Annotated in this window: 17 protein-coding genes and 1 riboswitch; of the genes, 8 read left to right on the top strand and 9 right to left on the bottom strand. The window is 64.9% G+C overall.

Annotation, left to right across the window (positions count from 1 at the left end; translation table 11 throughout):
* Window positions 1-17: 17 nt before the first annotated feature.
* Complete coding sequence (locus ACYCVF_RS06345) at window positions 18-602, bottom strand: 6,7-dimethyl-8-ribityllumazine synthase (protein WP_459599903.1); 585 nt, start codon at window positions 600-602, stop codon at window positions 18-20.
* Window positions 603-679: 77 nt separating this feature from the next.
* Window positions 680-851: riboswitch (FMN riboswitch) on the bottom strand.
* 436 nt (window positions 852-1,287) lie between these two features.
* Between ACYCVF_RS06345 and ACYCVF_RS06340 the strand changes: the two genes are divergently transcribed.
* The 3 genes from ACYCVF_RS06340 (at window position 1,288) to ACYCVF_RS06330 (ending at window position 4,243) form a co-directional block, all read left to right on the top strand.
* Window positions 1,288-1,788: a type III secretion system chaperone family protein gene (locus ACYCVF_RS06340; RefSeq protein WP_459599905.1), complete on the top strand. Its 501-nt coding sequence runs from the start codon at window positions 1,288-1,290 to the stop codon at window positions 1,786-1,788.
* Between the two features lie 181 nt (window positions 1,789-1,969).
* Window positions 1,970-2,806, top strand: a complete 837-nt coding sequence (gene proC, locus ACYCVF_RS06335; RefSeq protein WP_459599907.1) for a pyrroline-5-carboxylate reductase — start codon at window positions 1,970-1,972, stop codon at window positions 2,804-2,806.
* Window positions 2,807-2,881: 75 nt separating this feature from the next.
* Entirely contained in the window at window positions 2,882-4,243 is a 1,362-nt protein-coding gene (locus ACYCVF_RS06330; protein WP_459599909.1) for an NAD(P)H-dependent oxidoreductase, read from the top strand.
* 19 nt (window positions 4,244-4,262) lie between these two features.
* Here the strand turns inward: ACYCVF_RS06330 and ACYCVF_RS06325 are convergent, their stop codons facing one another.
* From ACYCVF_RS06325 to ACYCVF_RS06305, 5 genes are all read right to left on the bottom strand, one after another.
* A complete protein-coding gene (locus ACYCVF_RS06325) occupies window positions 4,263-4,655 on the bottom strand; it encodes a thioesterase family protein (protein WP_459599911.1) in 393 nt (130 codons plus the stop codon).
* A 117-nt stretch (window positions 4,656-4,772) separates the two neighbouring features.
* A complete protein-coding gene (locus ACYCVF_RS06320) occupies window positions 4,773-4,976 on the bottom strand; it encodes a tautomerase family protein (RefSeq protein ID WP_025033847.1) in 204 nt (67 codons plus the stop codon).
* Window positions 4,977-5,098: 122 nt separating this feature from the next.
* Window positions 5,099-6,619, bottom strand: a complete 1,521-nt coding sequence (hisS, locus tag ACYCVF_RS06315; RefSeq protein WP_459599913.1) for a histidine--tRNA ligase — start codon at window positions 6,617-6,619, stop codon at window positions 5,099-5,101.
* A 174-nt stretch (window positions 6,620-6,793) separates the two neighbouring features.
* Window positions 6,794-7,318 (bottom strand): YegJ family protein, encoded by a 525-nt coding sequence (locus ACYCVF_RS06310; protein ID WP_459599915.1) that lies wholly within the window; start codon window positions 7,316-7,318, stop codon window positions 6,794-6,796.
* Between the two features lie 150 nt (window positions 7,319-7,468).
* A complete protein-coding gene (locus ACYCVF_RS06305; RefSeq protein ID WP_459599917.1) occupies window positions 7,469-8,551 on the bottom strand; it encodes a branched-chain amino acid aminotransferase in 1,083 nt (360 codons plus the stop codon).
* A gap of 338 nt (window positions 8,552-8,889) precedes the next feature.
* Here ACYCVF_RS06305 and ACYCVF_RS06300 point away from each other — a divergent pair, with 338 nt between their 5' ends.
* Genes ACYCVF_RS06300 through ACYCVF_RS06290 form a run of 3 tightly spaced genes read left to right on the top strand, consistent with a single transcriptional unit; the run spans window position 8,890 to window position 11,570 of the window.
* Window positions 8,890-9,429 carry a MarR family winged helix-turn-helix transcriptional regulator gene (locus ACYCVF_RS06300; protein WP_459599919.1) on the top strand — a complete coding sequence of 180 codons (540 nt, stop codon included), beginning with the start codon at window positions 8,890-8,892 and terminating at the stop codon, window positions 9,427-9,429.
* Window positions 9,426-10,157, top strand: a complete 732-nt coding sequence (locus tag ACYCVF_RS06295) for a response regulator (RefSeq protein WP_459599921.1) — start codon at window positions 9,426-9,428, stop codon at window positions 10,155-10,157. Before ACYCVF_RS06300 ends, ACYCVF_RS06295 begins: the two co-directional genes overlap by 4 nt.
* 24 nt (window positions 10,158-10,181) lie before the next feature.
* Complete coding sequence (locus ACYCVF_RS06290) at window positions 10,182-11,570, top strand: ATP-binding protein (protein WP_018318346.1); 1,389 nt, start codon at window positions 10,182-10,184, stop codon at window positions 11,568-11,570.
* A 100-nt stretch (window positions 11,571-11,670) separates the two neighbouring features.
* Here the strand turns inward: ACYCVF_RS06290 and ACYCVF_RS06285 are convergent, their stop codons facing one another.
* Window positions 11,671-12,201 carry a DUF3617 domain-containing protein gene (locus ACYCVF_RS06285; protein WP_459606500.1) on the bottom strand — a complete coding sequence of 177 codons (531 nt, stop codon included), beginning with the start codon at window positions 12,199-12,201 and terminating at the stop codon, window positions 11,671-11,673.
* 42 nt (window positions 12,202-12,243) lie between these two features.
* Window positions 12,244-12,537 (bottom strand): hypothetical protein, encoded by a 294-nt coding sequence (locus ACYCVF_RS06280; protein ID WP_459599925.1) that lies wholly within the window; start codon window positions 12,535-12,537, stop codon window positions 12,244-12,246.
* A 185-nt stretch (window positions 12,538-12,722) separates the two neighbouring features.
* On the opposite strand from ACYCVF_RS06280, the gene ACYCVF_RS06275 reads away from it, so the two are divergent.
* Together ACYCVF_RS06275 and ACYCVF_RS06270 are read left to right on the top strand one after the other, a co-directional pair.
* Window positions 12,723-13,184 carry a hypothetical protein gene (locus ACYCVF_RS06275; protein WP_459599927.1) on the top strand — a complete coding sequence of 154 codons (462 nt, stop codon included), beginning with the start codon at window positions 12,723-12,725 and terminating at the stop codon, window positions 13,182-13,184.
* A 118-nt stretch (window positions 13,185-13,302) separates the two neighbouring features.
* Complete coding sequence (locus ACYCVF_RS06270) at window positions 13,303-13,995, top strand: ribonuclease T2 family protein (protein WP_459599929.1); 693 nt, start codon at window positions 13,303-13,305, stop codon at window positions 13,993-13,995.
* Window positions 13,996-14,004: 9 nt separating this feature from the next.
* Here ACYCVF_RS06270 and ACYCVF_RS06265 read toward each other — a convergent pair.
* Window positions 14,005-14,168 (bottom strand): transposase (locus ACYCVF_RS06265; RefSeq protein WP_459606558.1); only part of this gene is annotated, 164 nt, incomplete at its 5' end.

The raw sequence follows: 14,168 nt of genomic DNA, 5'->3' as shown, positions 1-14,168 counted from the left end.
CCCGGAATGACCTTGGCCTACCCCACGATCCCCGCCGCGACCTGGCCACGGAGACGTTCGAGGCCAAGCAAAGTCTCCGCACAGGCGGCAGCGACCTCGACGCCCTTGATGGCAAAGTGCTTGCGGAAGAAGTCGTAGTGCACCTCGGTCTCGTGGAATTGCTGCGGCGTCAGCACGGCTGAGAACACCGGCACTTCGGTACGGAGCTGCACGTCCATCAACGCCTTGATCACGGTGTCGGCGACGAATTCGTGGCGATAGATGCCGCCGTCGACGACGAGGCCCGCCGCGACGATCGCGGTGTAGCGCCGCGTCTTGGCGAGGACCTGCGCGTGCAGCGGGATCTCGAACGAGCCCGGCACCTCGAATACGTCGACATGGGTGAGGTGCCGCGCCTCGGCCTCCTTCACGAAGGCGATGCGGGCCTCCTCGACCACCTCGCGGTGCCAGCAGGCCTGCACGAAGGCCACCCGCTGCGGCTTTGCGAAGCGCGGATGATCCGTCGCCGGGCCACGTGGAACCGGCGGTTCGGCGGAGTGGGAGGTTTCGGCTTTGGGAGTTTGGGAAGTTTGGACTTGGGGATCTTGCAGCATCTGATTCATGGCTTTCCTCGGTTCAAGGACCAGAATCAGGGCACACGGAACGACAAACAGCCGCATCTTGCGATGCGTCTGCCACCGACCGTTCTCTTTCATCCGGACTATGACCGTCGGCTTCGGAGTTGCACCGAATCTGCTGACCCCTCCCTTCGGCGAAATCCTTTTCAGGAACCCTGGGGGAAGGCGCTCGCGGGCTTAGGCCTTTCGGCCCTTACCGCCGGTGGGGACTTTCACCCCGCCCTGAGAACATCGGCCGCCCGGAATGAACGGCCTGCCCGCAAATATGCAACCCCCGCGCAGTCGCGGCAAGCGCGTTCCGCATGGGCAAATCGCATGGTCCCATGCCAGCCCCGCGGGAGCGGGCCTCGCGGGGCGGAATTCAACGATTGACGCCCGCCCGGTGAATTCGATTCCGGTTTGTTCTCCTCCGTCCGGATTGGGGACTGCCGGCGTTAATAATTGTGGCGGAGATGAGCTGTGGACGAACGAGTCCTGGCTTGTGGACGGACTCGGGACCCCGTTGCGCAGATTCCGCAAATCACATCACTTGATCCGCGACAGGCCCGCGCTGATCCGAGGGGATCGCGAGAGCGACCCCGGAGATCGCCATAGCGACGTTTAGGGAGCGCGCGCCGGGCCCAACCGCGTGCGTATCAAAGACAACAAGAAGGCAAGAGGTCGAGACGGCATGTCCCTGCTCGAAGGCACTATCGATTCCAGAAGCCATCCGCTCGCGGTCGTCGAGGACATCGCCGCCAGCAACAACTGGCCGTTCGAACGTTCCGGCGAGGACGAACTCACGATTGTCTCGAAGGGACAATGGACCGACTACCAGCTCTCCTTCACCTGGATGGGCGAGATCGAGGCGCTGCATCTGGCCTGCGCGTTCGACATGAAGATTCCGCTGCCGCGGCGAAGCGAGGTTCAGCGGCTCGTGGCAGCGGTCAACGAGCAGCTGTGGGTCGGCCATTTCGACCTGTGGACCAACACCGGCATGGTGATGCACCGCCAGGCCCTGGTGCTGCCGGGCGGCCTCACCGCCTCCACGGCGCAATGCGAAGCCATGCTCGCCGGCGCCATCCACGCCTGCGAGCGCTACTTTCCCGCGTTCCAGTTCGTGGTGTGGGCCGGCAAGACCACGGTCGAGGCGATGGACGCCGCAATGTTCGACACGGTGGGAGAGGCGTAGGCCTGCTCTTCAGCAAGTGAGGAGGCCCACTTCTCTCTCCTCATCGTCGTCCCTGCGAACGCAGGGACCCATATCGCGTGATGCTCCTCGTGGCACAACGCTTGTTGCTCCGCCCTCCATCCACTAGAACCACCTGTGGTTATGGGTCCCTGCGTTCGCAGGGACGACACCTTTTGCTTGGGTGATCACAGTGGCAGACAGCAACCCCCTCCAAAACATCACCGGCACCATTCTCCTCGCCGGCGCCGGCAAGATGGGCGGTGCGATGCTGACCGGGTGGCTTTCGGGCGGGCTCGATCCGCGCCGCGTCGCGGTGATTGATCCGCACGTCTCGCCCGAGATCACAGCGTTGGCCGCCAAGGGCGTGGTGCTCAACCCCGATGTACAGACCGCCGGCCTGGTCGAGACGCTGGTCGTCGCGGTCAAGCCGCAGATGTTCCGCGAGGCCGGCGCCAGGCTGAAGCCGTTCGTCTCGAACCGGACCTCGGTGGTCTCGATCATGGCGGGCACCACGATCGCGTCGCTTGAAGAGGTCTGCGGCGGCGCCGTCGTGCGCGCGATGCCGAACACCCCGGCCGCGATCGGCCGTGGCATCACCGTTGCGGTCGCAGCGGAGAGTGTCAGCGCCGCTCAGCGCGCGGTGGCCGATGCGCTGCTGCGCGCCACCGGCTCGGTCGAATGGGTCGAGGACGAAGGCCTGATGGACGCGGTCACCGCCGTATCCGGCTCGGGCCCGGCCTATGTGTTCCTGCTCGCCGAGGAACTCGCGCGCGCCGGCGTCGAGGCAGGACTGCCCGAAGCGCTGGCAACCAAGCTCGCACGTGAAACCGTCGCCGGCTCCGGCGAGTTGCTGCACCGGTCAGACCTTCCCGCCAGCACGTTGCGCCAGAACGTCACCTCGCCCGGCGGCACCACGGCTGCGGCGCTCGGCGTGCTGATGGGCGAGCCCGGCCTGCGCGAGTTGATGATCCGCGCCATCGCGGCGGCCACGAAGCGGTCGAAGGAATTGGCTAAGTAGGCGGATCAAGAGCGCTTCGGCCCCGGTCGGCCGGATGCAATGCGATCCTGGCTGTTGCCGGTAGGGAGAGCGATCGTGAATCTCTACGCGAAACTTCTCGAACGACAGGCCGACGGTCGCCCCATCAGGATCGGGCTGATCGGGGCGGGCAAGTTCGGTGCAATGTACCTGCATCAGGTTCTGCGCACGCCGGGCGTCCATCTCGTCGCAATTGCAGACCTGTCCCCGTCGCGTGCCCGCGAAAACCTGAACCGGGTCGGCTGGCGCCCGGAGCAATTCGCCGCAGCCTCGCTCGAGGATGCGCTCAAGAACGGCACGACGTTCCTGACCGACGACTGGGAAGCGCTGGTGAGGTGCGAAGGCATCGAGGTGATTGCCGAATGCACCGGCAATCCCATCGCGGCGGTCGAGCACTGCCTCGGCGCCTTTTCTGCGGGCAAGGCCGTCATCAACGTGACCGTCGAGGCTGACGCCTTCTGCGGACCGATCCTTGCGCAAAGAGCCAGGCAGGCAGGCGTGATCTACAGCCTTGCCTACGGCGATCAGCCGGCCCTCGCCTGCGACCTCGTTGATTGGGCAAGGGCCTGCGGTTTCCCGGTCGTGGCGGCGGGCCGCGGCCACAAATGGCTGCCGCATTATCGGGAATCAACGCCCGAAACGGTCTGGGATCACTGGGGACTGTCTGCCGAGCAAGCCGCGCGCGGCGGCATGAATCCGAAAATGTTCAACGCGTTCCTCGACGGCTCCAAGCCGGCGATCGAATCGGCCGCGATCGCGAACGCAACCGGGCTGGAGGCGCCCTCGCAAGGCCTCGCATTCCCGCCGGGATCGGTCGACGACATCCCGACGCTGATGCGCCCGCGTTCCGAGGGCGGCATTCTGGAATCCAAGGGCCAGGTCGAAGTCGTGTCCTGCCTGACGGCCGAGGGCAAACCGATCCCCAACGACATCCGCAAGGGCGTCTGGGTCTGTTTCGAAGGCGACAGCGATTACATCCGCAACTGCTTCCAGGAATACAGCGTCGTCACCGATCCGAGCGGTCGTTACATGAGCTCCTACAAGAAGTGGCATCTCATAGGTCTGGAGCTTGGAATTTCAGTGGCCTCGATCGCCCTGCGCAAGGAGGCGACAGGCGTTGCAACGACGTTCAACGCCGATGTTGCCGCGACAGCCAAGAAGGACCTGCGCGAGGGAGATACACTGGACGGAGAAGGCGGCTACACTGTTTTCGGCAAGCTGACGCCGGCCAGCACGTCACTTGCAAAGGGCTATCTGCCGCTCGGGCTGGCACACAATGTGCGATTGACCAAGGCGGTGGCAAAGGATTCCTGCATTACCTGGGCCGATGTGGCGATCGACGAGACCCTGCCTGCCGTGCGTGTCCGCAGGGAGCAGGAAGCGTTCTATTCGACGCCGGGAGCGCGCAGCGCGGGTTAAGTCACGCTGAAGCGCTTCCCTACGCCCCCAGCCGCTTGTTGAACATCTCGACATTCACCAGCCCGCGCGCGTGGCGGCCCTCGCCGAGCTTTCGCGTGCCTTCGTAGGCCTCGACCTCGAACCGGATGACGCGGCGCTCGACGGCAACCACCTTCGCCGTGGTCCGCACCGTCGCGCCGACAAGGGCTGCTGCAAGATGGCGGATGTCGACCTCGGTGCCGACAGTGACCCAGCCCGGCTGGAGGGCGGAGCGGATCGCATCGCCCGACGTCATCTCCATCTCCAAGATCATCATCGGCGTTGCGTAGACCATCGGCATGCCGGGCACGAAATGCCCGACCGTGCGCTCGGCCGGGACCACCAGCGTGCGCTCGGCGCTCATGCCGATCTTGATGAAGTCGCGTGCGTCCATGGTGCTTGCTCGTCATTCCGGGGCGGCGCGTAGCGCCGAACCCGGAATCCAGAAGTTTGCGGCACGAGAGTCCGGGTTCGCTCTTCGCGCGCCCCGGAATGACGCTAGTCTAAAGCGTCACTTCTTCGCCGCTGCTGCGCGCTCCACGAAGGTCTTGCCGCCCTTCATCTTGTGGCGCAGCGGGGCTTCGTTGATCTGGATGACGACGGCATCGGCATCGACGCCGAGATTCTTCACAAGTGCCTGGGTGATGTCGCGCATCATGCCGGCCTTCTGCTCGTCGGTGCGGCCTTCGGCCATGCTGATGGTGATCTCAGGCATTTTGTTCGCTCCCTCTTCTCTCTCCGTCCTGGCCGGGCTCGTCCCGGCCATCCACGGTCTTCGCTATCAAACAAGACGTGGATGCCCGGGACAAGCCCGGGCATGACGACGCCAGTGAATGGCTAGCCCCAGCTCACGTCATGGCGCGCCAGGACCTCGCGCACCTTCGCGACGAGATCTGCTTCGCTGCACGAGAACTGCGCCGGCCGGGTCTCGCGCCATTCCTGATTGGAGGCGATCGCCGCGGCGGCCTTGGCGCCTTCGATGAGATCCTTGACCTGCACCTCGCCGCGCGCTTTTTCATCCGAACCCTGGATGATCACGCAAGGTGAGTTGCGGCGATCGGCGTATTTGAGCTGGTTGCCCATGTTCTTGGGATTGCCGAGATAGAGCTCGGCGCGGATGCCGGCGGTGCGCAAGCTTGCCACCATCTTCTGGTAGTCGGCGACGCGGTCGCGATCAAACACGGTGACGACGACGGGGCCGAATTCCGGCCGCGTATCCAGCTTGCCGAGCAGCGTCAGCGCGGCCTGAAGGCGTGACACGCCGATCGAGAATCCGGTCGCCGGCACCGGCTCGCCGCGAAAACGCGAGACCAGGCCGTCGTAGCGCCCGCCGCCACCGACGGAGCCGAAGCGCACCGGACGGCCCTTCTCGTCCTTGGTGTCGAGCAGGAGTTCGACCTCGTAAACAGGGCCGGTGTAATATTCGAGGCCGCGCACGACGGACGGATCGATCTTGATGCGGTCCGCACCGTAGCCCGACGCCGTGACCAGCTCGGCAATCTCTTCGAGCTCGCTGACGCCGGCCTGACCGACTTGGCTCTTGGCAAGGTAGGCTTCTGCCGCGGCGATGGCTTCCTTCCAATCCTCACGCGGCTTGGTGATGGCGAGAACGACGTCTGCCTCAGCCTCGCTCAGATTGGCGCCCCTGGTGAAGTCACCCTTGCCTTCTTCGCCGCCGTCCCACCGCCCGGGACCAAGCAGCTTGCGCACTTCGTCGGCGGAAAACTTGTCCAGCTTGTCGATCGCGCGCAGCACCGTAAGCCTGCGGACAGCGTTCTCGTCACCGCCCAGCCCGATGGCCTCCAGAACACCATCGAGCACTTTTCGATTGTTGACCTTCACGACATAGGAGCCGCGCGCAATGCCGAGCGCCTCCATCGTGTCCGCGGCCATCATGCAAATCTCGGCATCTGCCGCCGGCGTCGCCGAGCCGACCGTGTCGGCATCGAACTGCATGAACTGGCGGAAGCGGCCGGGGCCGGGCTTCTCGTTGCGGAAGACATAGCCGACGCGGTAGCTGCGGTAGGGCAAGACAAGACCGTCGGTGCCGTAGCGCTCGCCGACATAGCGCGCCAGCGGCGCGGTCAGATCGTAGCGCAGGCTGATCCACTGCTCGTCGTCGTCCTGGAACGAAAATACGCCCTCGTTCGGACGGTCCTGATCGGGGAGGAATTTGCCGAGCGCGTCGGTGTACTCCATTGCCGGCGTCTCCACCGGCTCGAACCCGTAGAGCTCGTAGACGGTGCGGATCTTCTCGACCATCTCCCGCGTCGCCCGGATCGCGGCGGGATCGCGATCCTCGAGCCCGCGCGGCAGGCGGGCCTTCAGTTTCTGGGGTTTTTTGGGTTTCTCGGCCATGCGCGGCGTTTACCAGCCGACGCGGGATGCGGCAACCGGGCCGTCCGCAGAACTCGTCACGGCCGGGCTTGTCCCGGCCATCCACGTAGCACGATGAGGGTGCCAAAGACGTGGATGCCCGGGACAAGCCCAGGCATGACGGAGTGTGCGGTTACGGGCCCGAGCCCCCCGCCTTTACGGCTGCTCCATCCGGGCCCTGAGGGCGTCGGCATCCGCCTTCGGAAGCGATTTCAGCGTCGGCTTGATGGTTTCGCCGCCGACGATCTTGCCGTTGCGCATGAACATCCAATCCGAGATGTCAGTTTCGGCGAACGAGACCTTGTCGCCGGCGTGCTTGCCCGGCATGTCGCGCGGCTCGTTGGCGAAGAGGCCGGAATAGGTGCCATTTGGCAGCTTCTTCACCTCGCCAATCCAGATGTGCTCGCCGCCCTTGCGGGTCGAGAAGCGCACCTTCAGGGCGTGCCCGGTCTCCGCCGGCTTCGGCGATTCGTAGGACGCCCAGAAGGTCGGGAGCGTGCCGCGGGCCCGCGCGATCGCCGCGTTCATCTCGGGATCGCTGGTGCGCACATCGACGATCGGCGAGCGGTCTTGCGCTGCGACTTCGTGCGTCGGGCCGATGGTCAGGATGCCGAAGACGGAGAGGCCGGTGATTGCGGCGAGAACGACCCATTTCAGGAGTTGGGAGAGTTTTGCTGCCATGATCGCAATGTCCAGGATGACTCGATGTATCCTGGCTTTGTCGCGGAGTTGTGGCGGTACGTTCAGTGCACGAAAAGCCACACGCCATGCGCGTTTCCCCTCCCCCCTTGGTTATCCAGGAGGAGAAGGAGAAGACGCTCTCACCGGCGATCAAGACACCTTGCGGATCCAATTGTGCGGATCGTTGGTGCGGCCGTACTGGATGTCGACGAGTTGCTTGCGCAGGCCCATGGCGACGGGGCCGGCGGCGCCGCCGCCGATGTCGAAGTCGCCGCTCACCGACCGCACCTTGCCGATCGGCGAGATCACCGCCGCGGTGCCGCAGGCGAACGCCTCCTTCAGCTTGCCCGAGGCCGCATCCTTGCGCCACTGATCGAGCGAATAGGGCTCCTCGCGCACGGTCTTGCCGGCATCCCTCGCGAGCGTGATGATGGAGTCGCGGGTGATGCCCGGAAGGATGGTGCCGAGCGGCGGCGTCAGCAGCGAGCCGTCATCGAACACGAAGAAGACGTTCATGCCGCCGAGCTCCTCGATGTAGCGGCGCTCGATCGCGTCGAGGAAGACGACCTGATCGCAGCCGTGCTGGATCGCTTCGGCCTGGGCGCGCAGGCTCGCGGCATAGTTTCCGCCGCACTTGACGGCGCCGGTGCCGCCGACGGCTGCGCGCGTGTAATTCTCCGACACCCAGATCGAGACCGGGGCGGGTCCGCCCTTGAAGTATGACCCCACCGGCGAGGCGATGACCGCGAAGATGTACTCGGACGACGGCTTGACGCCGAGGAAGGTCTCGCTCGCGATCATGAAGGGACGCAGGTAAAGGCTACCTTCGCCGCCGGGGATCCATGCGCGATCGATGCGCACGACCTGCTCGACTGCCTCGATGAAGACGTCCTCGGGCAGCTGTGCCATTGCCATGCGGTCGGCGGAGTCCTTGAAGCGGCGCGCATTGGCGTCAGGACGGAACAGGTTCACGCCGCCGTCATCGCGCTTGTAGGCCTTCAGGCCCTCGAAGATTTCCTGGGCGTAGTGCAGGACGGCGCCGGCCGGATCGAGCTGGAAGTTGGCGCGCGCCTCGATCCGCGCCTCGTACCAGCCGCCCTTGGCCTGATTGTAGCGGACGATCGCCATATGATCGGTGAAGATCCGTCCGAAGCCGGGGTCCACCAGCTTGGCGACGCGGTCCTTCTCGGACGTCGGATTGGATGCGGGCTGGATGTCGAATGTCATGCTCATGTCCTTGCCTCCCGCTGCCGGTGGCGGCGCTGTTCTGGCGCCCGCCTGCCCGCTTTGGGCCCCGGCTGGCTCGATTTGGTTTCTGCGGACCACCGCCAGCCTTGTTACGGCCGGTTTCCGTGGCCAGCATGTCGCTGAGGACATGCTTTTGCGGAAGGCGGAAGTCCAGTATGTTTTGCCGAAATGCCGCTCGACAATCGCACGGTAGATCAGATCCGGCCGTCGTCGCCTGTCCGGCTCCTTCCGCCGCCCCTGCTTCGATGCCGCCCCGTCGTGAAACGACCTAAAATTTCGTACGGGCCGATCGTTTTGTAACATTGAACCCAAGATACGTCAATATGCCTGACATAAATTTCGCGAGCTCCTCTCATGACGCCGCCGAGCCTCGGCCGGCCGGCTCCGACGGAGGGAATTTGCGCTGGGATATCATCGAGCTGCTGTTCTTTGCCTATCGCGACTTCGTCGGCGATCCAGACCAGGAGCTGGAGGCGTTCGGGTTTGGCCGGGCCCACCACCGGGTCATGCACTTCGTCTACCGCTATCCCGGCCTCAAGGTCGCCGACCTCCTCAACGTCCTGCGCATCACCAAGCAGTCGCTCGGCCGCGTGCTCAAGCAGCTCCTGGACGAGGGTTATATCGTGCAGAAGACCGGCGACAATGATCGCCGCCAGCGCCTGCTCTACGCGACACCGAAGGGCGAGGCGCTGGTGCAGAAGCTCGCCGGCCTCCAGACCACGCGAATCACGAGGGCGCTTGCCGAGATGGCTCCGCAAGACGCCGAGACCGTGAAGCGCTTCCTGCGCGCGATGATCGACCGCGACGATCCGGACAAGGTGCTCGAGACGATCTTCGCTTCCGTCAACCACGACAAGGAGTGACCGTGCCGCTCGCTGCCACGCTCGCCCGCCCGCCGGTGCAACCCGCCGATGACGCCCCGCATCTGCTGCTGGTCGATGACGACCGCCGCATCCGCGATCTGCTCTCGCGCTTTCTCGCCGGTGAAGGCTACCGCGTCACCACCGCAGCGAGCGCCGGCGACGCGCGATCCAAGCTGCTTGGCCTGCATTTCGACCTCCTGATTCTCGACGTGATGATGCCCGGCGAAACCGGCTTCGATCTCGCCCGCTTCATTCGAACCTCCTCCTCGGTGCCGATCGTGATGCTGACGGCGCGGCACGAAGCGGAAGCCCGCATCGAGGGCCTTCAGATCGGCGCAGACGATTACGTGGCAAAGCCGTTCGAGCCGCGCGAGCTCGCGTTGCGCATCAACAACATCCTCAAGCGCGCCGCCCCGCCGCCGCAGGCCGCGATCGTCGAGAAAATTGCCTTCGGTCCCTACGTCTACCATCTCGACCGCGGCGAGTTGCGCCAGGGCGAGGAGGTCATCCACCTCACCGATCGCGAGCGCGAGATGCTGCGGATTCTCTCGGAGACACCGGGCGAAACCGTGCCGCGCAGCGCGCTGACCGGCAACGGCAGCGTCAACGAGCGCGCCGTCGACGTGCAGATCAACCGCCTCAGGCGCAAGATCGAGACCGACCCAGCCAATCCGCTGTTCCTCCAGGCAGTGCGCGGCATCGGCTACCGGCTGGTGGCCTCGCCTTGAGACCCAAGCAGTGAAGCGCGAGCGATGAGCACGATCGATACCGGCCTGACGCTGCTGCGAAGCGCCGCCGGCCGCGTCTCCGCCGCCAATGGCTGGATGGGCAACGCATTCAAGGGCTGGATGCCGACCGGCCTCTACGCCCGCGCGCTCCTCATCATGATCGTGCCGATGGTGGTGCTGCAATCGGTCGTCGCCTTCGTGTTCATGGAGCGGCACTGGAACACGGTGACGCGCAGATTGTCGGCCGCGGTGGTACAGGACATCGCCGCGCTCATCGACGTCTACAAGGGCTATCCGCAGGACAAGGACCGTGATCAGATCCGCCGCATCGCCCAGCAGCGGCTCGGCCTCGTGGTCGATTTCCTGCCCGCCGGCGACATGCCGCCGCCAGGACCAAAGCCGTTCTTCTCGCTGCTCGACCAGACGCTGTCGGTGCAGCTCGGGCGCCAGATCGGGCGCTCGTTCTGGATCGACACGGTCGGCCGCTCCAATCTCGTCGAGATCCGCATCCAGCTCGACGACGCCGTGATGCGCGTGTTCGCGCAGCGCAGCGCGGCCTACGCCTCCAACTCGGAGATCTTCCTGTTCTGGATGGTCGGCACGTCCTCGATCCTGTTGATCGTCGCGGTGCTGTTCCTGCGCAACCAGATCAAGCCGATCCTGCGCCTTGCCGATGCCGCCGAAAGCTTCGGCAAGGGCCGCGAAGCGCCGAACTTCCGCCCGAGGGGCGCGCGCGAGGTGCGGCGCGCGGCAGTCGCCTTCCTCGAAATGAAGTCGCGCATCGAGCGCACCATGGAGCAGCGCACCGCGATGCTCGCCGGCGTCAGCCACGATCTGCGCACCATCCTGACCCGCTTCAAGCTCGAGCTGGCGCTGATCGGCGACAGCCCCGAACTCGAGGGCATGCGCAAGGACGTCGACGAGATGTCGATGATGCTGGAGGATTATCTCGCCTTTGCTCGTGGCGATTCCGGCGAGCAGTCGCAGCCGACCGACATGGCGCAGGCGCTTGAAGAACTGCGCAGCGATGCCGAACGCCACGGCCACACGGCGACCGTTGCCTTCCACGGCCTGCCGGTGGTGACGGTGAAGCCGGCCTCGTTCAAGCGCTGCCTCGCCAACCTCGTCACCAACGCGGCCCGCTACGGCAAGGCCATCGCCATCACCGGCCAGCGCGATCACCGTTACTTGACCGTGACGATCGACGACGACGGCCCGGGCATTCCCGCTCACTTGCGCGAAGAGGTGTTCAAGCCGTTCCTGCGGCTGGACAACGCCCGCAACCAGGACGAAGGCGGCACCGGCCTAGGCCTCGCCATCGCCCGCGACATCGCCCGCTCGCACGGCGGCGACATCACGCTCGGCGACAGCCCAATGGGCGGATTAAGGGCGAGCGTGCGGATTCCGGTGTAGCGGTCCTACCTCGCCCCCGGGCAGAGAGGCCCCTGACCCCGCCTCTCTCTTCGTGAGAACGGGGCGAGGGAGCGCACCGGCGTCCGTGCCGCTTGCTCTCCTACTTCGGCAGCAGCGCCTTCAGCTTGTCCATGTCGCGCACGTTCATCTTGAAGCCGCCGGGCATCACGATGTCGCCGGGTTTCTGGTCCGGCTTGCAGGCGCCCAGCCATTTGGCCTGCAGCGTCATGGTGCTATCGCGGCCGGCCGCCCCGGCGACGCCGCCTTGCGCATGCGATGTGGTTTTCACCGTATAGGCCGAGTTGAAGTCGCCCGTGATCTCGGCATGCGAAGTCGTGCTGACACCGGCGACGCTGCATTCGGAATCGCTGACATAGCCGGTCGCGGTCTTCTTGATCTCCTGCTTGGCGCAGATCTGCTTGGCCATCGGAGAGACGTTGTTGCTCATCTCCTTGTCGACGGTCTCGTCGGTGCAGTGCTGCATGGTCATTTCAGGGATGGGCGAGCCGGTCGTGACCAGCTTCATTTCCCATAGGCCGGCCTTGCGCATCGGCAAATCCTCGGCGCTGGCGCTGCCTGCCGACAGCACGAAGCAAAGCATCGAGCCGAGCAAAGCAAGTTTGCGCGTCATGGGGAGGCTCCGGCCGAAAGAATGCGGCGTTACGACAGCGTCTCAGTACAGCGTGCGGATCGGCTGCGCGGCGGCGCCGTAGGGCACCCAGCGGCAGGAGAACGAGACATAACCGCCCTCGGAGGCCTGCACCGCGAGGAATTTCACGACCTTGCCGTAGCGCGCGCAATGATCGACCGCGACCTGGCGCGCATCGACCTGGGTCGCCATGGAATAGGCGATGATGCCGCCGGTGTCGTTGCCCTTGAATGGCGGCACAGGAAGGAGATCGGCGCGCGCCGACTGGCTCGCCATCATACCCAGGGCAAGAAGGCCCGCGGCCGCAATGATTCGCATTCCCGTCACTCCAATTGGCTAGCCGCCAGTGTACGGTGCCGGGATGGAAGTGAAAAGAACCGAAGCCCAGTCAGCGGGCACATTCCGGTCAACTCCTGGCGAAGTGTTGCCGCGCTGCACTTGACCTCCCCCGGCCTTCGCGGCACCGTCCGACCTTCGCAAGACCTTAGCTGTCCGGATTGATCATGCGCGCCCCCTCCCTGAAATCGCTCCGCTTTGCCGCCGTGCTCGGCCTCATGTTCGGGGCGCTGTCGCTCGGCGAGGCCAGGGCCGCCAATCCGCTGGAGCTCAATTTCTGGCTGAGCGGCCCCCGCTACGACGGCGCCGTCGCCGATTGCGACCAGGCGCTGCCGACGATCGCCACCCAGTTCTGGGAAAAGGAAAGCTCGTTCTGGAATTCGTCGCTGAAGATCACGGGCTTCTCTGCCGTTCGCGAGGTCGCGTTCCGCCCCTGGCAGTCCGATAACATTCCGCGCCGCTTCTGCACCGGCGACGCCATGCTCAATGACGGCAAGGTGCGCAAGGTGCACTTCTCGATCATCGAGGACGGCGGCTTCGCCGGCTACGGCAACGGTGTCGAATGGTGCGTGGTCGGGGTCGATCGCAACTGGGCCTACAATCCGGCTTGCCGCGCCGCCAAGCCCTGATCTGAAGGGCGCCTGATTCGGGTCGAGCCAGGGGGCAATCGGTAGCGCCTAATTTTGTTCTTGAAATGTTCCAATCGCCTGCTAGGCTATATGCACAGTCTAGTTGAGGGCCGTCGCCATGTTTCATTCCAGATTGCGTTCGTTGTCACGCTTGATGATCTCGCTGACGCTCGCCGCGGGGCTAGCCTCGTTCGCCGGGCATGCACAGGCCCAGGACAAGCGGCAGAACGCACCGGGTGAGTTCGATTTCTACGTGCTCGCGCTGTCATGGTCGCCTTCGTTCTGCGAGGAGGCGGCCGAGCGCGGCGGCCGGTCACAGATGCAATGCGGCGGGCGTCCCTACGCTTTCGTGGTGCATGGGCTGTGGCCGCAATATGAGAACGGCTTCCCGGAATATTGCCGGCGGCCGGCGCCCCGGCTGAACCGCAACATCGTCTCCTCGATGCTCGATTTGATGCCGGCGCCGGGCCTGATCTTCAACGAATGGGACAAGCATGGCACCTGCTCCGGGCTCGAGGGCCGCAGCTATTTCGAGATGATCCGGAAAGCGCGCGCCGCGATCAAGATCCCGGCCGACTATCTCGATCTGTCGCAGGCCAAGACCGTGGCGCCGGCGGAGGTCGAGGAGGCCTTCATCAAGGCCAATCCGGGTCTCAGCAATGCCGCCGTCTCGGTCACCTGCAATCGGACGCGGCTCTCCGAGGTTCGCGTCTGCCTCAGCAAGGACCTGCAATTCCGTGCCTGCGACGAGATCGAGCGCCGCGCCTGCCGCCGTGAGCAGGTGACCATGCCGCCGATCAGGGGCGGCTAGGGTCCGGACTCAATTGATCCACCAAGTGATCGCAGCGGCCAGAAGAATTGCAGACAGGAAGATGTCTGCTCGCTTGTCGTATCTAGTTGCAATCCGGCGGAAGTCCTTGAGGCGGCAGAACATCCGTTCGATGACGTTTCGGCCTTTGTAGGCGATCTTATCGTAGCGATGCG

Source organism: Bradyrhizobium cedriense (genome assembly GCF_054602315.1).
This window is presented reverse-complemented; position numbering and strand designations above follow the sequence as displayed.